Here is a 16,967-nt window from a genome sequence, read left to right on the forward strand (position 1 = left end):
TGAAGCAACCCGCTGTCGAATTCCGCGTAACTACTTGTTTACCAAGGAGTTTTCCGTTTCGACTGCGCCGGAAGTGGGGCGAATTATAGACGTCCAGAATCTGCCGTCAACCCTTAATTTTGTATTCCCTGCCAATTCATCTCAAATTCTGCAGACCAGCCCTACGGCCCCAGCAATGAGCAATATATTGCTCATTACGCCACCTTTAAGCATCATAGCGGCCTCTGCCTTTATAACTTCGGACAAACATCCTTAATGAGCACCCCACCCCGCAGCCTGGCATCGGCCCTCTTTCCGGTAGTCCTGCTTTTAATAGCCATGGCCTCTATCCAAACCGGTGCATCGCTCGCCAAGAGCATGTTCCCGATCGTTGGCGCACAAGGCACCACCACTTTGCGCCTGATTTTCGCCAGTATCATCATGTTGCTTATATTACGACCGTGGCGCGCCACGTTTACCGCAAGATCCCTGCGCACCGTGTTCATCTACGGGATAGCACTGGGCGGCATGAACTTCCTCTTCTATATGTCGCTGCGCACCGTACCACTGGGTATTGCGGTCGCCCTTGAGTTCACCGGTCCTCTCGCTGTCGCAATCTACGCCTCGCGCAGGGCAATAGACTTTCTGTGGATCGCACTGGCGATCATCGGCCTGCTCCTGCTTATACCGACCGGCGAAACCCGCAGTGGCATTGACCTGACAGGTGCTGCCTACGCGCTGAGCGCAGGCGCGTGCTGGGCGCTCTACATACTGTTCGGGCAAAAGGCTGGTAACGACAATGGCGTACAGACCGCCGCCCTGGGCGTCATGATAGCCGCGGTGTTCATAGCGCCGATCGGCATCGTGCACGCCGGCACCGCATTGTTGACGCCAGCCCTGATCCCGGTCGCCATTGGCGTCGCTATTCTCTCAACGGCCCTGCCCTACACCCTGGAGATGGTCGCGCTCACCCGGCTTCCTGCCCGCACATTCGGCACGCTGATGAGCATCGAACCTGCATTCGGCGCGCTTTCGGGTATGTTTTTTCTGCACGAGCATCTTTCCCTTGCGCAATGGATGGCAATCACCTGCATCATCCTGGCCTCCGTAGGCGCCACCCTGACAATGCGCAACCAATCCAAACCGCTGGTGCCCGTAGACTGATCATCTTTCAAAACCAGGTATGGTATTTGCCGCTTTTTTAGGCCATGTTTAGGCCGTAAACAGATGTCACTCATGGAGAATTCGACAAGGACAGCGCGAACGCAATCGAGAGCGAACACGGCCTGCTTCAAGCATTTTCGCCAGGCGGCTATTTAAGGATAGGAATGAAGCGAATTTTGATACTGTTAATGATCGTGGCCGTTTCAGGCTGTGCCGCGACCACCAAGACAGAAGTTAAGCGGGGCAAAAAAGGACTGCATATCAACTGTTCCGGCCTGTCCTCATCCTGGGACCAGTGCTACACCAGTGCAGTCAATGCATGCGGCGCCAAGGGCTATCGGATTATCGCAAAGTCCGGTGAAAACTCCGAAGAGCCGGGGGATTATCCGTTCGGCCTCAACCCTGCCGGTTACACCAGCCGCAGCATGATCGTTATCTGCAAGTAATTGCCCGAGCAGTCCGCCCATGACTGCTCTTGCATATCCCGCCTGCTCGACCATCGCAGCAGCAGCGCCCTGCCCCGGACGCCCCCACTGCAACTCATCAGATAGCTACAGTACGCACCTGTAACCACTCCAACGCGGCGCCATTGAGCAATGGACTCAAGCGTTCACGCACCTCGGCATGGTAAGCATTGAGCCACACTCGCTCATTGACCGTCAGCAACGACGGCTCCAGGCAACGCGTATCAATAGGACACAGGGTCAGGGTTTCAAACCTCAGGAATTCACCAAACTCGGTTTTACCCGCCTCGCGGTTCAACACCAGGTTCTCGATACGCACCCCCCAACGACCCGGACGATACGTGCCTGGCTCAATCGACGTAATCATCCCCGCCTGCATCGCGGTCTGTGGCGCGGCAGCCGCCTGATAGGCAATCACCTGCGGGCCTTCGTGCACATTGAGGAAATAGCCCACACCGTGACCGGTGCCATGGCCATAATCCACGCCTTCAGCCCAGATCGGCGCACGTGCTATTGCATCCAGCAGCGGCGACAGAATGCCCTTGGGGAAATGCGCCTGTGACAAGGCAATCACGCCCTTGAGCACCCGCGTGCAGTCGCGCTTCTGCTCTTCGCTCGGGGTACCGATGGGCACCATCCGCGTGATATCCGTGGTGCCCCCCAGGTATTGGCCACCTGAGTCAATCAGCAGCAGGCCATCACCCTCGATCAACGCGTGTTCTTCTTCAGTCGCGTGATAGTGCGGCATCGCGCCATTGGCGTTGAACGCAGCAATGGTGTTGAAACTCAGCGACACATAACCCGGTCGACGTGTTCGAGCAGCTGTCAGGTGTTCATCAATCGTCAGCTCGGTAATACGCTCGCGCCCCAGAGCGCTGTCCAGCCAGGCGAAAAATTCGCACAAGGCCGCACCATCCTGCTCCATCGCCTGACGGATATGTTCCGCATCGGCCAGACTCTTGCGGGACTTGGCAAGCGTGGTCGGGTTGAGGCCTTCGACCAGTTTGACGCCAGCATCGAGATTTTCCAGCAAACCCGCCGTTACCCGCGCCGGATCAATCTGCAAGCTGGCGCCCGACGGCACCGCACGCAGCGCATCGGCCACTTCGCTGTAATCGCGCAAGGTCACGCCATCCTGCTCGAGCACGGCACGCAGCTCGGCGTCGACTTTGCTCAGGGCCACAAACAGGGTGGCATGCTGCTGGCTGATCAAGGCAAAGGACACAAACACCGGGTTGAACGACACATCAGCGCCGCGCAGGTTGAACAACCAGGCAATGTCATCCAGGGTCGCGATGAAATGCCAGGCGGCTCCCTTTTCTGCCAGGCTGGCGCGCAGGGCCGCGAGCTTCTCGCCACGGCTGACGGTCGCCTGCGGCGGCAAATGCTGATAAATCGGCTGGTTCGGCAGCGTCGGTCGGTCCTGCCAGACACTACCGAGCACATCGATATCGGTGCGTAAACGCGCGCCCCGCTCGGCCAGCTTGCCGCCCAGGGTTCGCGCCGAGGCCACGGCCATTACCGCACCATCCACCGCCACCACAGCGCCTTCGGGAGTCTGTTCGGCCAGCCATTCGAGCGGGCCGGGTTGACCCGGTTGCAGCTTGACCAACTCGATGCCGCTGCCCTTCAGCTCCTTGGTCGCTTGTTCCCAGTAGCGGCTGTCTGCCCACACACCGGCAAAATCGGCGGTAACAACCAACGTCCCAACCGAGCCATGGAACCCCGATAACCACTGACGGCCCTGCCAGTAACCCGGCAGGTATTCGGACAAATGCGGGTCGGCCGACGGCACCAGCAAGGCATGAATGCCCTCGCGGCTCATCAATTCACGGGTGAGTGCCAGGCGACGGGGAACCGTGCCGTGGGTCAAAGGCTGCGTACTCATTGTGTCTCCTGCTAATCACTCATCATTATTATGTGTGCGAATCAAAACTCAGACGGCCCAGAACGCCGGTGCACTGGCGACTGCGGCCTTGATCAGTTGCACGGCCTCGTCGATATCCTGCTCGGTGGTAAACCGACCGAGGCTCAAGCGAATGGTACGACCGGCAGCACGCGCATCATGTCCCAGCGCCAAAAGGACGTGCGATGGCGCGTTGCTTGCCGAGTTGCACGCCGACGTCGCTGAAAACGCAATGCCTGCACTCAGTGCGGCGGCATTGAATTCGCCTTCACTGAACGTGAGGCTCAACGTGTGGGGAACACGCTGCGTGGGGCTGCCGTTGAGGCGCATGCCGGCAATCGACTGCAATTGATCCAGCAAGCGCTGACGCAAGGCTGCAATCTGCGCCTTCTCCTCGGCAAAGGACTGCGCCGCCAGGGCGAATGCCGTGCCCATGCCGGCAATCTGGTGCGTGGCCAAGGTGCCGGAACGCAGTCCGCCCTCGTGACCACCGCCGTGAATCTGCGCTAGCACCTTCTGCTGCGCACGAGGCCCGACATACAACGCACCAATCCCCTTGGGACCGTAAAGCTTGTGAGCGGAAAACGACATCAGATCCACTGGCCATTGCGCCAGGTCGATCACCACCTTGCCCGCCCCCTGCGCCGCGTCCACATGAAACAACGCGCCATGGGCTAGCACGCGCGCGCCGATGGCCGGGATATCGGTGAGGGTGCCGAGTTCGTTGTTCACCAACATCAGCGAGACCAGAAAAGTGTCATCACGCAATGCTTCGCTGACCGCATCGGCACTGATCAGGCCATCGGCGTCCGGCACCAGGTAGGTCACCGCCACACCGGCTTCCTGCAACTGCCGTGCGGTGTCCAGCGTGGCCTTGTGCTCAATCTGGCTGGTAATGACATGCCCGCCCGCCACACCGCGTGCCTGGGCCACGCCCTTGATCGCGAGGTTGCTGGACTCGGTAGCGCCGGAAGTCCAGACGATCTGCTCAGGCAGGGCCCCCACCAACTCGGCTACCTGCCCACGTGCCTGTTCAACCGTGTGCCGGGCCGCCTGCCCAAACGCATGGGAGCTGGACGCGGGGTTACCGAAATTGGCATTGATGCCCAGGCACTCGACCATCACCTGGATCACTCGCTCATCCACCGGAGTGGTGGCGGCGTAGTCGAAATACAACGGACGTTTATTCATGACGTTAAAAACTCGCAGAGCGTATTACCGAGAGCAACATCCCGGGGCATTGACCAGAACAGAGGTCGTCAGGTTTAACCGATCAAATGCCATTGAAAAAGGGCCACTGTATGTAAATGTGCGTAGGAACGCTCCTGAAATTCAGCTTAACAGGCTGAAGTGATCCCATGGCAAACAAAAAGCCCGAGGTTCCTCCTGGAAAACCTCGGGCTTTTTGCCGCCTGCTGCAAGCTCAACTGGGACGGCCCAGCAACTTGATGCTGCGCTCTGCATTCATCTCGCCCTGGCGATCAAAACCAATCGGCTTGGACGACTGCCGGGTCAATGCGGCGCGCTGCTGTTGGTACTCATCAAACGATAAGCCGCGACGGCTCAGCGCTTCCAATTCCAATTGGCGGGTTTCTTCAGCGGTATACGGACGCAATTGCGGCGCCGGATGCGTCGCACATCCGGCCAATACAGAGGTAACGAGCAGTAGCAAAACAGCGAGTGAACGGTTCATGGCGATGGCCCTGGGAAGTCGGTTGCGAGTCAATGAACACAGGCTACTCCTGGCCTCGCAAGGTGAAAAATCACCGCCCGTGATAGTCGCTATCAACCGTTTCACCCGACTCGACAGCAAGACCTTAATATTCAATTATGATCTATAAATAGAGAAATACGTTCATTTACGGAATAAACCTAACCTCCTATAAAGGGTAAGGAAACCCGCCCCTGGAAGACGCAACGATGCCCTGCCCACCAACGCCTGAGATCCTCGCCAAACAAAGAGTGAGCAAACCATGCAGCTTTTGACCCTACCGCCCTCACCCGCCCTGGCCACCTCGATACGCGCCACGGCCCAAGTGTTTGAAGACCCCAAATCCCAGGCGCTGCTCGACCACATTCAGCAAGTGGCGCCCAGCGAAGCCAGCGTGCTGATCATCGGCGAGACCGGCACCGGTAAAGAGCTGGTGGCGCGTCATATCCACAACCTCAGCGCGCGGCGAAACCGGCCATTTGTGGCGGTCAACTGCGGCGCGTTTTCCGAATCACTGGTGGAAGCCGAACTGTTCGGCCATGAAAAAGGCGCGTTCACCGGCGCCCTTGGCGCCAAGGCCGGCTGGTTCGAGGAGGCGGATGGCGGCACGCTGTTTCTGGATGAGATCGGCGATTTGCCAATGGCCATCCAGGTCAAGTTATTACGCGTATTGCAAGAGCGCGAAGTGGTGCGGCTGGGGTCGCGCAAGAGCATCCCTATCGATGTGCGCGTGCTCGCGGCCACCAATGTACAACTGGAAAAAGCCATCAACGCCGGACATTTTCGCGAGGACCTTTATTACCGACTGGACGTGGTCAGCCTGGAACTCAGCCCGTTGCGCGAGCGCCCCGGCGACATCATGCCGCTGGTGCGACACTTTATCGAAGCCTACAGCCGGCGCCTGGGCTACGGCTCGATCAGCATCAGCCGCGAGGCCGAGCAGAAACTTCAAGGCTATAGCTGGCCGGGCAATATCCGCGAGCTGGAAAACGTCATCCACCACACGCTGCTGATCTGCCGTAACCGCGTGATTGAACGCGACGACCTGCGTCTGTCGAACCTGCGCATCGAACGCCAGGACGACAGCCCGCACATCGACAACAGTGCCGAAGCCCTGCTCGCCCGTGCGTTTCAAAAACTGTTCGAAGAACAGGCCGGCGCCCTGCATGAAAAAGTCGAAGACGCGCTGCTGCGCGCCGCCTACCGCTTCAGCCATTACAACCAGGTGCATACGGCCAATCTGCTGGGCCTGAGCCGTAATGTAACGCGCACACGCCTGATCAAGATCGGCGAGCTGGCGGTAAACAAACGGCGGCCCGGCGCAAACATGCAAGGCGAGCGTGTACTGCACCTATCCGTTTAGGCGGCAGTGCAAGGCATCGTCATGGCTACGCTCAAAACTGCGCAGCACCTGGAATGAACCAAAGGTCACAGCCCGAGCCTGGTGCGCACGGATCAGCGCCCAGAAGCTCTCTTCGCCCTGCTCAAAACGCTGGAACGCCGCTTCCCCCTCCTCGCGGGTCCGCCATTGCAGGCAGTTGAGCACGCGCCGACCATCGTCACTGACCTGCACGCTGGCACTCAAAAAACCACCATGGGCCTCGGCCAGGCGCTCGCTTTGAGTACACAGAGCGGCCACCAGCGGCCCCTGCTACCGGGGCTCGATCTGAAACTCGATCAGTTGAGTGAAGCTGCGATTTTTCTCTAATACCTGCATGAACACTCCCCTCTCTCTGTAGGCAGAATCTTGCGATTCAATGCCATGCAGGTTAAAACCTCGAGTTAAGTCAAGGTCAAGCCTCATCCAGGGAGTTTTTTCATGCTCAACAAGGCACTCACCGTCGGCCAACTTGCCGCCCGCAGCGGCGTAGCGGTCACGGCTCTGCATTTCTACGAGACCAAGGGGCTGATCCAGAGCAATCGCAATGCTGGCAACCAGCGGCGTTACCCGCGGGATGTGCTGCGGCGCGTGGTGGTGATCAAGATCGCCCAGCGCCTGGGCATTCCACTGGCGGCCATCGGCGAGGCATTGCAGGCGCTGCCGGACGGCCGCACGCCGGATGCCCGGGATTGGGAGCGCCTGTCGGCGCAATGGCGGGAAGACCTGGATGAACGCATCAATAAGCTGACGCTGCTGCGCGACAAGCTCAACGGCTGCATCGGCTGCGGATGCCTGTCGCTGGAGGCGTGTCCGCTGCGCAACCAGAACGATGAACTCGGTGAGCGCGGGCCGGGGGCGCAGTTGCTGGAACCCACCCCAACCCCCTGATACGGCGCTCGTTCGATCTACGAGAACTCATTTGGGAGCAGGCTTGCCGCTCCCACAAGAGCACGATACGACCACCTGAAACATTTTCTTTCATTTGCGCCTTGGGGATTTCTCATCCTCATCCGTCTTAACTTAGATACAGCCTGTCGCGTCAGCAAAAGCTACGACCGGCCTTTCCCGGGCCTGCAGCGCCCTCTCCCATCAAGACCCACATTGACATGTCGAAGAAGTCACGCTCAAAACTCTGGTTTCTCGTACACAGCTGGCTGGCGTTGCCCATCTGGTTCTTCGTGCTGATCGTCTGCGTCACCGGCACCCTGGCAGTGGTCAGCCAGGAAATCGTGTGGCTGGCCAACCCGGATATCCGCGCGAGCAAACCGTCGGATGATGCCGAACCGCTGAGCTTCGACCAGGTGATCGCCGCCATCAGGCGCGACGAGCCCAAGGCAATCGTGCGATCGATCATCCGTCCCGATGAATCACACTTTGCCCTGACCGTCGGCCTCAGCTACCCCGATGGCCGCACGGTTGAGGCCTACGCCAACCCTTATACCGGCGCCATCCAGGGCATCAGTCCGTCGTTCAACTTCCAGCAATTCACCCGCGCCCTTCACGGCTGGTGGCTGGTGCCGTTCACCAATGGCTACAGTTGGGGCTGGTACCTGGTGTCGCTGCTCGGTCTGCCGCTGCTGGCATCGCTGGTCACCGGGTTGGTTGTGTACAAGCGCTTCTGGAAAGGCTTCCTGCGTCCGACCCTGCGCATCCGCCACGGCGCGCGCATTTTCTGGGGCGACTTTCACCGTCTGAGCGGGATCTGGTCGATCTGGTTCATCGCCGTGATTTCCATCACCGGTACCTGGTTCCTGATCCAGGCGATTCTGGGCGACAACCAGATTTCCATCTCCAGCGAGCCCATCGTGCCGGTGATAGCCCGCGACAAGGTGCCGTTGTCGGCCCCTGGCGTGCCGGCGCCCATGATTGCGCTGGACGAGGCAATCGAAATCGCCACCCAGCGCATTCCCGGGCTGGACGCCACCTTCGCCTTCCTGCCGCTCAATGCCTACAGCCATCTGCAGATCGGCGGCCGGGGCTGGTACCCGTTGATGTTCCAGACCGCGCAACTGAACCCCTATAACGGTGAAATCGCCGTGTCGCACCTGTTGTCCGACCGCAGCACGCTGGAGTTCGTCACCGAATCCATGCGTCCACTGCACACCGGTGATTTTGGCGGGCTGTGGATCAAGCTGATCTGGGCCTTCTTCGGCCTGGTGCTGAGCATGATGGTATTGAGCGGCCTGTTGATCTGGACCAAGCGCACGGCGCTGGCCACGCTCAATGCCCTCAAGCGCGAAGCCAAAGTTCAGCGGGCGCCGATTGCGAAACTGGCCGAGACCTCGGAGGCCCACTCATGAGCAAGGTTGCCGCTGTACCGGCGTCGCCACTGCGCGCCTTCTGGCGCAAATGGCGCTTTCATATCAATGTCCTGCTGCTGTTGATCCCCCTGGGTTTCATGCCCAAATACTTTGCCGACGCCGCGCTGTTTCGCGGTGACACCGGCCTGGGCGAGCGGGTGGCCGGCCAGGTGCAGGTCGGGCCCTGGAGCCTGACCCTCGCTGAATTTCGCAACGAAGGTCCAAGCCCCGACCCGGCCGGCCCGATGAAGTTTTTCAACGCCGCCCTGTGCGACAGCTGCACCGAACAGGTCAAGGCCACCTACCTGCGTATCGGCAAACCCCGCAGCCTGCGTGCCGCCGGGGTGATCTTCTTCGGTACGCCGTATCGCATGGGCGCCGCCCTGCCCGTGCCGGAACGCACGCCGGCCGACGCCGAACTGTGGGTCACCATGGAAGGCTGGGACGGCACGATGCACCAGGGTTCCATACCGCTGAGCCAGGCCTCGCCTGCCACCATTGCCTGGCTGAACAAGCAAGGAGTCAAACCATGAACATGATGCGCCTGACCCGAGTCGCCGCAGCCCTGCTGCTGTGCGCCGGCCTCAGTACCCCAGCGCTGGCCCACAACCCGATGTGCGAATGCAAGGAAATCCCCGGCGAGCAGATCCAGTGCAAGGGCGGCTTTTCCGACGGCAGTGGCGCACCCGGCGTGACCCTCGACGTGATCGGCTACGACGAGACCATCCTGGTGCCAGGCAAGCTTGGCGAGGATTCGACCCTGACCTTCAAGAAGCCTTCGGCCGAGTTCTACGTGCTGTTCGATGCGGGCCCTGGCCATGTGGTGGAAATTGACCAAGCGGATATCCAGCCGCAATGAGTACCCCACAGGTTGTACGCCCTGCCGGGGCCGGCCACGAAACCCTCTACGTGTTGCTGCTGTGCCTGATCATCCTCGCGGTAGCGGGCAGCGTGGTGGCGTTGCACGGTGAATCCCGAGAAGTGGCCGCCGTGCCCAGCCATCAGTTGGACGCCCGCCGCGATCTGAGCGCCGCCGAGCAAGGCATCTACGCCGACCTGCGGGTGACGCTGGACGAAATCCATCTGCTACGGCAGGAACAAAACGCGCTGCCAACGCCTGAGCAACTGGCCGCAGAAGGGTTCGCGCCATTTGCCCAGGACGCCAGCTCGGTCAGCCGTGGCGACCACCGCTGGCAATTGCTGGCGCCGGCGACCTACCTGGGCCTGAGCCAGGCACCGGCCACCAGCGGTTCACTGCTGATGCGCGTGCAGGGCAGCGAGCCGGATATCTGGCTCAACCGCAGCGCCCATGTCGCCGCCCCCTCCGACCTTACTGACCAGGCACTGATCGCCGCCGGCTGGCGGCAGGTAGTCGCGCAATTCGATGCCGGCGTCACCCGCCAGCACCGTCACTGAACGAGAAGACCGATTGCTTATGTCTATTTCATCTCCCCTGTTGCGCCTGTTACTGGTTGGCCTGCTCAGCCTGCTACTGGCTCCCCTCGCCAACGCCGAGGCGGCCAAACGCCTGCGCATCGGTATCACCCTGCACCCTTATTACAGCTACGTGGCCAACATTGTCGGCGACAAGGCCGACGTGGTGCCGTTGATCCCGGCCGGCTTCAACCCCCACGCCTACGAACCGCGCGCCGAAGACATCAAACGCATCGGCACCCTCGACGTGATCGTGCTCAACGGCGTCGGCCATGACGACTTCGCCGACCGCATGATCGCCACCAGCGAGCGCCCGGACATCCCCGTGATCGAAGCCAACGCCAACGTGCCACTGCTGGCCGCCACCGGCAATGCCGCGCGCGGTGCGGGCAAAGTGGTCAACCCGCACACGTTCCTGTCGATCAGCGCGTCGATAGCCCAGGTCAACAACATTGCCCGCGAGCTGGGCAAGCTCGACCCGGACAACGCCAGTGCCTACACCCGCAACGCCCGCGCCTACGGCAAGCGCCTGCGCCAGATGCGCGCCGACGCTCTGGCCAAGCTCACCCGCGCGCCCAACCCGGACTTGCGCGTGGCCACTGTGCACGCAGCCTACGACTACCTGCTGCGCGAGTTCGGCCTGGAAGTCACCGCCGTGGTCGAACCGGCCCATGGGATCGAACCGAGCCCCAGCCAGTTGAAGAAGACCATCGATGAGCTGCGTGCACTGGACGTGAAAGTGATCTTCTCGGAGATGGATTTCCCGTCTACCTATGTCGACACCATCCAGCGTGAGTCAGGCGTAACGCTGTACCCGCTGTCGCACATTTCCTACGGTGACTACAGCGCCGAAAAGTATGAAGTGGAAATGACCGGCAACCTCAACACGGTCGTGCGCGCAATTCAGGAGTCGGGGGCATGACGGCGGCTGAACACCTCAACCTCGCCAGCGTCGGCCCGACCATCGACTTCGACAAGGTGTCTCTCACCCTGGGCCGCACGCTGATTCTGGACAGCGTGGGTTTCCAGGTACAGCCAGGCAGCATCCATGCCCTGGTGGGCCCCAACGGCGGCGGCAAAAGCTCGTTGATCAAGACCCTGCTGGGGCAGACGCCGCACCAGGGCCGCTTGAGCCTGACATGGCCGCACAGCCCCGGCACCATCGGCTATGTGCCCCAGGCGCTGGAATTCGACCGTGGCCTGCCGATGACGGTGGACGATTTCATGGCCGCCATGTGCCAGCGCCGTCCGGCATTTCTCGGCCTGTCGCGGCATTACGCGGCAGCGATTGGCGAGGCGCTGGCACGTGTCGGCATGCAGGACAAACGCAAGCGCCGCATGGGCGCGCTGTCCGGTGGTGAACGCCAACGCGTCCTGCTGGCCCAGGGCCTGATCCCGGCCCCGCATTTGCTGGTGCTGGACGAACCGATGTCGGCCCTCGATGAGGCGGGTATCCAGGTGTTCGAGCGATTGCTGCACGACTGGCGCGCGTCCGGCATCACCGTGCTGTGGATCGAGCACGACCTGGAAGCCGTTGGCCGCCTGGCAGACCGCGTCACCGGCCTGAACCGCCGCGTGCTGTTCGACGCCACCCCTAAAGAAGCACTCACCCCGGATCGCCTGCTGACCCTGTTCTCCACCCACCCTCGGAGCCCGGCGCAATGAGTTATGAAGCGTTTCGCCTGATGGTCCAGGGCTGGGCCTCGTCTGGTTATTTGCCAGAAGCACTGGCCTACGGTTTTGTGGTCAACGCCCTGCTCGCCGGCCTGCTGATCGGTCCGGTGCTGGGCGGCCTGGGCACGCTGGTGGTGGTCAAGCGCTTTGCGTTTTTCTCCGAGGCGGTCGGTCACGCCGCGCTGACCGGCGTGGCCGTGGGCATCCTGCTCGGCGAGCCCTACACCGGCCCCTATGGCAGCCTGTTCGGCTACTGCCTGTTGTTCGGCATCCTGCTCAACTACCTGCGCAACCGCACCGGTCTGGCGCCGGACACCTTGATCGGCGTGTTCCTGTCGGTGTCCCTGGCGCTGGGGGCGAGCCTGCTGCTGATCCTGGCCGGCAAAATCAACGTGCACATCCTCGAGAACGTGCTGTTCGGCTCGGTGCTGACCGTCAACGGCAATGATCTGCTGGTGCTGGCGATTGTCGGTGCGCTGGTGATGGCCCTCGCGTTGCCGCTGTACAACCGCATCATGCTGGCCAGCTTCAACCCGCAGCTGGCGGCGGTGCGCGGGGTGGCGGTGAAGACCCTGGACTACCTGTTCGTGATTCTGGTGACGCTGATCACCGTGGCGGCGGTCAAGGTGATCGGTGCCATTCTGGTGGGTGCTCTGCTGGTGATTCCGGCGGCGGCGGCGCGCCTGTTGAGCCAATCGCTCAAGGGTTTTTTCTGGATCTCGGTGCTGATCGCCACCGTCAGTACCCTGTGCGGCATTCTGCTGCCAATCATCTTCGACCTGCCTGTTCCGTCCGGCGCCGCGATCATACTGGTAGCCGGCATCGCTTTCGCCGTGGCCGCCATCGCGCGCGGCACCGTGCCCAGCCTCAAAGGGAATCTTGGATAATGCGCCCTGTATGTCGCCCATTGGCCCTGGCCATCGCTTGCTTGCTCAGTACACCGGCGCTGGCTGTGGTGGATGGTTTCCACACAAAGGATTTCGTCGCCAATCACGGGCTCGGCCATGCCGCGCTGATCAAGGCCAAATCCGTCAAGCCGATCAAGGTGCTGGCTTCGCTGCCCATCACCTACGGCCTGGCCGAGATGCTGCTCAACGGCACCGATGTGCTATTGGAACGCGCCGCGCCGGCCAACCTGCCCGGCTCGCGGCAGGTGTCCTACTTCACCGGGCGCGGCGCCCAGGCGCTGGGCACCCTTGCCCAGGACGCCGACGCGGCCATCGGGCTGCGCTCACTGTGGCCGGACGACCCGCTTTATCCAGTGGCGCGCCGCAGCAACATCCGCATCGTTGAGGTCGATGCAGCGCGCCCGGTGGATGGAGGCTTGCCGGGCATCGCCCTGCAGCCAGGCGCCGCCGATGGGCTGAACAGCCAGCCGTGGCAGTCCAGCAACAACATGGGACGCATGGCCGATGTGATGGCCGCCGACCTCAGTCGCCTGGCGCCCGGCGCCAAGGTGAAGATCGACGCCAATCTGGCCGCACTCAAACACCGCCTGCTCAACCTCAGCGCCGACAGCGAGGCACGGCTGGCCAAGGCGGACAACCTGAGCGTGGTGAGCCTGAGCGATCACTTCGCTTATCTGGTCAGCAGCCTGAACCTGGAAGCATTGCGCAAAGACGCCCGCCCTGACGCCCAGTGGACGCCCGAGGATTTGCAAAAGCTCAGTGCTGAGCTGAAGGAAAACGATGTGGCGGTGGTGCTGCATCATCGCCAGCCGAGTGAGGCGGTGAAGGCAGCCATCACCGAAGGCGGAGCGAAGCTGCTGGTGCTTAACGTCGACGGTGCCGACCCGGTGGCAGAGCTGGAAACCAACGTGGATCAGGTGATCAAGGCCCTCGCCACTGACTGACACTCAGCCTGTGGGAGCATCCCCCCTCCCACACGTTGTTTCTCACACCACATCAACCCCGACATGAATCGCATCATGTCGCCAGAACTCCAGGTCGCAGTCGATCAACCGCTGGTGCTGGTCATAATTGACCCGCGCAATCCGCAAGCCCGGGCTACCCGCCGACACGCGCAATGCAGCGGCGGCCTCGACCGGCAGTGAGGTCGGCACAATCTCGAAGCGCACGCGACCGTAATGCAGGTCGTAAATGCGCGCATACAACTCGGTCATCGATTGATTCAGGTCGCACTCAAGAATCCCCGGAAAGTACTGCGGGTTCAGGTAGTGCTCCACGTACAGCACCAGCCGGCCATCGATCCGCCGACTGCGGCAAATCTGGATCACGCTGGACAACGCCGGCAATTGCAACCACGCGCACACCGCCGCCGATGCCGGTTGCAGCCGTGCGCAAATCACTTCGGTGGAGGCTACCCGCCCCTGCTCGGCCACCATCGCGTGAAAGTGGCTGCGCTGTATGAGGTTGTAGGCCAATCGTGGCGGCGAGACAAACCAGCCACGGCGCTCCTCGCGGTAAATCTGCCCTTGCGCCTCCAGTTGCAACAAGGCTTCGCGCACCGTGATGCGCGTGGTGCCGAACAGCTCGCTGAGCTTGCGCTCGGCCGGCAGTTTGCTCGCCGGCGCCAGCAGCCCGTGGTTGATCTGCTCCTGCAGCGCCAGGCCAATGGAGGTTACCGCCTTGATTGCCTCATCCCGCATCAACGTTACCTATCTGGACTAGACCAGCACCATTGGAGGGCACAAAACCCTGCATAACCGCTCCTGTTTCTTGCCGTGTCAGCCTAGGCAGTACAGATGACCGACAGATGACAGCCGCTGCCCGACTCACGCAAAAACCTTGCAATACATCGGCCAAGTCCCTGGCCTGCGGGCACTTGAGCATGGTCTACGCTAAGTCAGCGCCAGACGACATTGGCGTTTCAAAAACGACATCGACACGAAACTGTCATCCACCGCGTCTAGATTGGCTCAGGTATTGCTCTGACCTAGACCAACAACACAGCCCGCTAAAACGCCGCGTTGAAAACGCCCAAAGGAGCTTCGGATGAAACAGCTTTTCCTGGCATCACTGTTAGGCTCGACCATTGCCCTGTGCACTACCGCCATGGCCGCTGATACCGATTTGAAAACCCTTGAAGCGGCCGCCAGGAGTGAAGGCGCCGTCAACAGCCTCGGCATGCCCGACGATTGGGCCAACTGGGGAGGCATCTGGGCGGACATGACCCGGCTCTACGGCCTAAAACACATCGACACCGACATGAGCTCGGCCCAGGAAATTGCCAAGTTCAAAGCCGAAAAAGACAACGCCAGCGGGGATATCGGCGACGTGGGCGCAGCCTTCGGTCCGCTCGCGGTCAAGCAGGGCGTGACGCAGCCGTACAAGCCGTCCAACTGGGCTTCGATACCGGATTGGGCGAAGGACAAGGACGGTCACTGGGCTTTGGCCTACACCGGCACCATCGCGTTTGTCGTCAACAAAAAACTGCTGCACGGCTCCGAAGTGCCGACCCGTTGGTCAGACCTGCAAACCGGCAAGTACAAGGTGTCGGTGGGTGACGTGAGCACGGCGGCCCAGGCCTCCAACGCCGTACTGGCCGCTGCCATCGCCAACAAGGGCGATGAAAAGAACATCGCACCCGGCCTGCAGTTCTTCACCAAGATTGCCCAGCAAGGTCGCCTGTCACTGTCCAACCCGACCATCGCCACCATGGAAAAGGGCGAAGTCGAAGTGGGCATCGTCTGGGACTTCAACGGTCTGAGCTACAAAGCCAAGATGGCCAACCCGGATGACTACGTGGTGCTGATCCCGTCGGACGGCTCGGTGAAGTCCGGCTACACCACCATCATCAACAAATACGCCAAGCACCCCAACGCCGCCAAGCTGACCCGCGAATACGTGTTCAGCGATGCCGGCCAACTGGCCCTGGCCAAGGGTAATGCGCGTCCGATCCGTGCCGAAACAGACCTGAAACTGCCGGCCGACATCGCCAAGAACCTGGTCCCTGCCGAGCAGTACACCAAGGCCAACCCGCAGCCGATCAAGGACGCGGATGCCTGGGAAGCAACCTCCAAGAAGCTGCCGCAACTGTGGAACGAGCAGGTCATCGTAGAGATGAAGTAATCGCAGTTTCTGCCAGAAATACAGCCAGTGTGGGAGCTGGCTTGCCTGCTCCCACAGTTGATCCAGCTTCAATTCAGTATCGAGTCAACCCCTCTGTTGCGGAGCGCCAGCCCCCATGAAGCACACTGTCATCCTTGTCGTGCTCGACGGCCTGAACTTCGAGGTTGCGAGACACGCCATGGGACACTTGCAGGCCTATGTCGGCGCAGGACGCGCAGCCCTCTACACAGTGGAATGTGAACTGCCCGCCCTGTCCCGCCCGCTGTATGAATGCATCCTCACCGGTGTGCCGCCGATCCAGAGCGGCATCGTGCACAACCAGGTCGCGCGCCTGTCCAACCAGCGCAGCATTTTCCACTATGCCACCGACGCCGGCCTGACCACGGCTGCGGCGGCTTATCACTGGATCAGCGAACTGTATAACCGCACGCCCTTCCTCGCCGCCCGCGACCGCCACACCGATGACGAGACGCTGGCGATCCAGCACGGGCATTTCTACTGGAATGACCACTACCCCGATTCCCACCTGTTCGCCGACGCCGAGAGCCTGCGGCTCAAGCACACACCGGACTTTCTGCTGATACACCCGATGAACATCGACGACGCCGGCCACAAGCACGGCCTCGACACCGCGCAATACCGCAACAGCGCGCGCTCGGCCGACATCATCCTGGCCGATTATCTGCAAGGCTGGCTCGACGCGGGCTACCAGGTGCTGGTCACCGCCGATCACGGCATGAACAATGACCGTTCCCACAACGGCCTGCTGCCGGAAGAGCGCGAAGTGCCGCTGTTTGTCCTCGGCAATGCCTTCAGCCTCAACCCTGACGCTGCGCCAAAGCAGACCGAACTGTGCGGCACGGTCTGCGAACTGCTCGGCGTGCCCCACGACAAACCGGTGTGCCGGGAGTTGCTCACGTGAA

General features: G+C 61.3%; 19 protein-coding genes and 1 pseudogene. 15 read left to right on the top strand and 5 right to left on the bottom strand.

The window, feature by feature from the left end:
* The 3 genes from TU75_RS27875 to TU75_RS13335 form a co-directional block, all read left to right on the top strand.
* Positions 1-256 (top strand): hypothetical protein (locus tag TU75_RS27875; RefSeq protein ID WP_211267970.1); only part of this gene is annotated, 256 nt, incomplete at its 5' end.
* Positions 256-1,143 carry a threonine/homoserine exporter RhtA gene (rhtA, locus tag TU75_RS13330; RefSeq protein WP_060549198.1) on the top strand — a complete coding sequence of 296 codons (888 nt, stop codon included), beginning with the start codon at positions 256-258 and terminating at the stop codon, positions 1,141-1,143. The genes TU75_RS27875 and rhtA, both read left to right, overlap by 1 nt.
* Before the next feature lie 164 nt (positions 1,144-1,307).
* A complete protein-coding gene (locus TU75_RS13335) occupies positions 1,308-1,589 on the top strand; it encodes a hypothetical protein (RefSeq protein ID WP_003231845.1) in 282 nt (93 codons plus the stop codon).
* 97 nt (positions 1,590-1,686) lie between these two features.
* Here TU75_RS13335 and TU75_RS13340 read toward each other — a convergent pair whose 3' ends face one another.
* The 3 genes from TU75_RS13340 to TU75_RS13350 all read right to left on the bottom strand — a co-directional run bounded on the left by TU75_RS13340 (position 1,687) and on the right by TU75_RS13350 (position 5,206).
* The gene (locus TU75_RS13340; protein WP_060549199.1) at positions 1,687-3,495 is read right to left on the bottom strand and encodes an aminopeptidase P family protein; all 1,809 of its coding nucleotides are present in this window, start codon (positions 3,493-3,495) and stop codon (positions 1,687-1,689) included.
* Between the two features lie 48 nt (positions 3,496-3,543).
* Positions 3,544-4,704 carry a cysteine desulfurase family protein gene (locus TU75_RS13345; protein WP_060549200.1) on the bottom strand — a complete coding sequence of 387 codons (1,161 nt, stop codon included), beginning with the start codon at positions 4,702-4,704 and terminating at the stop codon, positions 3,544-3,546.
* Positions 4,705-4,936: 232 nt separating this feature from the next.
* Positions 4,937-5,206 (bottom strand): hypothetical protein, encoded by a 270-nt coding sequence (locus TU75_RS13350; RefSeq protein ID WP_060549201.1) that lies wholly within the window; start codon positions 5,204-5,206, stop codon positions 4,937-4,939.
* A gap of 280 nt (positions 5,207-5,486) precedes the next feature.
* Here TU75_RS13350 and TU75_RS13355 point away from each other — a divergent pair, with 280 nt between their 5' ends.
* On the top strand, positions 5,487-6,587 hold the full coding sequence (locus tag TU75_RS13355) for a sigma-54 interaction domain-containing protein (protein WP_003231852.1): 1,101 nt from the start codon (positions 5,487-5,489) through the stop codon (positions 6,585-6,587).
* Here TU75_RS13355 and TU75_RS13360 read toward each other — a convergent pair.
* Positions 6,576-6,941, bottom strand: a pseudogene (locus TU75_RS13360) (antibiotic biosynthesis monooxygenase). The gene TU75_RS13355 and the pseudogene TU75_RS13360 overlap by 12 nt on opposite strands.
* A gap of 102 nt (positions 6,942-7,043) precedes the next feature.
* Between TU75_RS13360 and soxR the strand changes: the two are divergent.
* From soxR to TU75_RS13405, 9 genes are all read left to right on the top strand, one after another.
* Complete coding sequence (gene soxR / locus TU75_RS13365) at positions 7,044-7,493, top strand: redox-sensitive transcriptional activator SoxR (RefSeq protein WP_060549202.1); 450 nt, start codon at positions 7,044-7,046, stop codon at positions 7,491-7,493.
* Between the two features lie 218 nt (positions 7,494-7,711).
* Complete coding sequence (locus TU75_RS13370; protein ID WP_003231859.1) at positions 7,712-8,905, top strand: PepSY-associated TM helix domain-containing protein; 1,194 nt, start codon at positions 7,712-7,714, stop codon at positions 8,903-8,905.
* Positions 8,902-9,438 carry a hypothetical protein gene (locus TU75_RS13375; protein ID WP_015371713.1) on the top strand — a complete coding sequence of 179 codons (537 nt, stop codon included), beginning with the start codon at positions 8,902-8,904 and terminating at the stop codon, positions 9,436-9,438. Before TU75_RS13370 ends, TU75_RS13375 begins: the two co-directional genes overlap by 4 nt.
* Positions 9,435-9,764, top strand: coding sequence for a hypothetical protein (locus TU75_RS13380; protein WP_003231864.1), 330 nt, complete (start codon positions 9,435-9,437; stop codon positions 9,762-9,764). The genes TU75_RS13375 and TU75_RS13380 overlap by 4 nt, the downstream gene beginning before the upstream one ends.
* Positions 9,761-10,321, top strand: coding sequence for a DUF6162 family protein (locus tag TU75_RS13385; protein WP_060549203.1), 561 nt, complete (start codon positions 9,761-9,763; stop codon positions 10,319-10,321). The genes TU75_RS13380 and TU75_RS13385 overlap by 4 nt, the downstream gene beginning before the upstream one ends.
* A 19-nt stretch (positions 10,322-10,340) precedes the next feature.
* Positions 10,341-11,261: a metal ABC transporter substrate-binding protein gene (locus TU75_RS13390; protein ID WP_060549204.1), complete on the top strand. Its 921-nt coding sequence runs from the start codon at positions 10,341-10,343 to the stop codon at positions 11,259-11,261.
* Positions 11,258-12,004 carry a metal ABC transporter ATP-binding protein gene (locus TU75_RS13395; protein WP_003231870.1) on the top strand — a complete coding sequence of 249 codons (747 nt, stop codon included), beginning with the start codon at positions 11,258-11,260 and terminating at the stop codon, positions 12,002-12,004. The genes TU75_RS13390 and TU75_RS13395 overlap by 4 nt, the downstream gene beginning before the upstream one ends.
* Positions 12,001-12,900, top strand: coding sequence for a metal ABC transporter permease (locus TU75_RS13400; protein ID WP_003231872.1), 900 nt, complete (start codon positions 12,001-12,003; stop codon positions 12,898-12,900). The genes TU75_RS13395 and TU75_RS13400 overlap by 4 nt, the downstream gene beginning before the upstream one ends.
* Positions 12,900-13,865: a metal ABC transporter solute-binding protein, Zn/Mn family gene (locus tag TU75_RS13405; protein WP_060549205.1), complete on the top strand. Its 966-nt coding sequence runs from the start codon at positions 12,900-12,902 to the stop codon at positions 13,863-13,865. The genes TU75_RS13400 and TU75_RS13405 overlap by 1 nt, the downstream gene beginning before the upstream one ends.
* Before the next feature lie 42 nt (positions 13,866-13,907).
* On the opposite strand, the gene TU75_RS13410 is transcribed toward TU75_RS13405, so the two are convergent.
* Complete coding sequence (locus TU75_RS13410) at positions 13,908-14,621, bottom strand: UTRA domain-containing protein (RefSeq protein WP_003231876.1); 714 nt, start codon at positions 14,619-14,621, stop codon at positions 13,908-13,910.
* 346 nt (positions 14,622-14,967) lie between these two features.
* Between TU75_RS13410 and TU75_RS13415 the strand changes: the two genes are divergently transcribed.
* Together TU75_RS13415 and TU75_RS13420 are read left to right on the top strand one after the other, a co-directional pair.
* The gene (locus tag TU75_RS13415; RefSeq protein ID WP_003231877.1) at positions 14,968-16,044 is read left to right on the top strand and encodes an ABC transporter substrate-binding protein; all 1,077 of its coding nucleotides are present in this window, start codon (positions 14,968-14,970) and stop codon (positions 16,042-16,044) included.
* A 115-nt stretch (positions 16,045-16,159) separates the two neighbouring features.
* Positions 16,160-16,966 carry an alkaline phosphatase family protein gene (locus TU75_RS13420; RefSeq protein ID WP_015371708.1) on the top strand — a complete coding sequence of 269 codons (807 nt, stop codon included), beginning with the start codon at positions 16,160-16,162 and terminating at the stop codon, positions 16,964-16,966.
* Position 16,967: the final 1 nt, after the last annotated feature.

Source organism: Pseudomonas poae, assembly GCF_001439785.1.
GTDB classification, from domain to species: domain Bacteria; phylum Pseudomonadota; class Gammaproteobacteria; order Pseudomonadales; family Pseudomonadaceae; genus Aquipseudomonas; species Aquipseudomonas poae.

Coding starts and splice junctions, on each gene's coding strand:
- rhtA (WP_060549198.1), top strand. CDS start 256: ATGAGCACCCCACCCCGCAGCCTGGCATCGGCCCTCTTTCCGGTAGTC.
- TU75_RS13335 (WP_003231845.1), top strand. CDS start 1,308: ATGAAGCGAATTTTGATACTGTTAATGATCGTGGCCGTTTCAGGCTGT.
- TU75_RS13340 (WP_060549199.1), bottom strand. CDS start 3,495: ATGAGTACGCAGCCTTTGACCCACGGCACGGTTCCCCGTCGCCTGGCA.
- TU75_RS13345 (WP_060549200.1), bottom strand. CDS start 4,704: ATGAATAAACGTCCGTTGTATTTCGACTACGCCGCCACCACTCCGGTG.
- TU75_RS13350 (WP_060549201.1), bottom strand. CDS start 5,206: ATGAACCGTTCACTCGCTGTTTTGCTACTGCTCGTTACCTCTGTATTG.
- TU75_RS13355 (WP_003231852.1), top strand. CDS start 5,487: ATGCAGCTTTTGACCCTACCGCCCTCACCCGCCCTGGCCACCTCGATA.
- soxR (WP_060549202.1), top strand. CDS start 7,044: ATGCTCAACAAGGCACTCACCGTCGGCCAACTTGCCGCCCGCAGCGGC.
- TU75_RS13370 (WP_003231859.1), top strand. CDS start 7,712: ATGTCGAAGAAGTCACGCTCAAAACTCTGGTTTCTCGTACACAGCTGG.
- TU75_RS13375 (WP_015371713.1), top strand. CDS start 8,902: ATGAGCAAGGTTGCCGCTGTACCGGCGTCGCCACTGCGCGCCTTCTGG.
- TU75_RS13380 (WP_003231864.1), top strand. CDS start 9,435: ATGAACATGATGCGCCTGACCCGAGTCGCCGCAGCCCTGCTGCTGTGC.
- TU75_RS13385 (WP_060549203.1), top strand. CDS start 9,761: ATGAGTACCCCACAGGTTGTACGCCCTGCCGGGGCCGGCCACGAAACC.
- TU75_RS13390 (WP_060549204.1), top strand. CDS start 10,341: ATGTCTATTTCATCTCCCCTGTTGCGCCTGTTACTGGTTGGCCTGCTC.
- TU75_RS13395 (WP_003231870.1), top strand. CDS start 11,258: ATGACGGCGGCTGAACACCTCAACCTCGCCAGCGTCGGCCCGACCATC.
- TU75_RS13400 (WP_003231872.1), top strand. CDS start 12,001: ATGAGTTATGAAGCGTTTCGCCTGATGGTCCAGGGCTGGGCCTCGTCT.
- TU75_RS13405 (WP_060549205.1), top strand. CDS start 12,900: ATGCGCCCTGTATGTCGCCCATTGGCCCTGGCCATCGCTTGCTTGCTC.
- TU75_RS13410 (WP_003231876.1), bottom strand. CDS start 14,621: ATGCGGGATGAGGCAATCAAGGCGGTAACCTCCATTGGCCTGGCGCTG.
- TU75_RS13415 (WP_003231877.1), top strand. CDS start 14,968: ATGAAACAGCTTTTCCTGGCATCACTGTTAGGCTCGACCATTGCCCTG.
- TU75_RS13420 (WP_015371708.1), top strand. CDS start 16,160: ATGAAGCACACTGTCATCCTTGTCGTGCTCGACGGCCTGAACTTCGAG.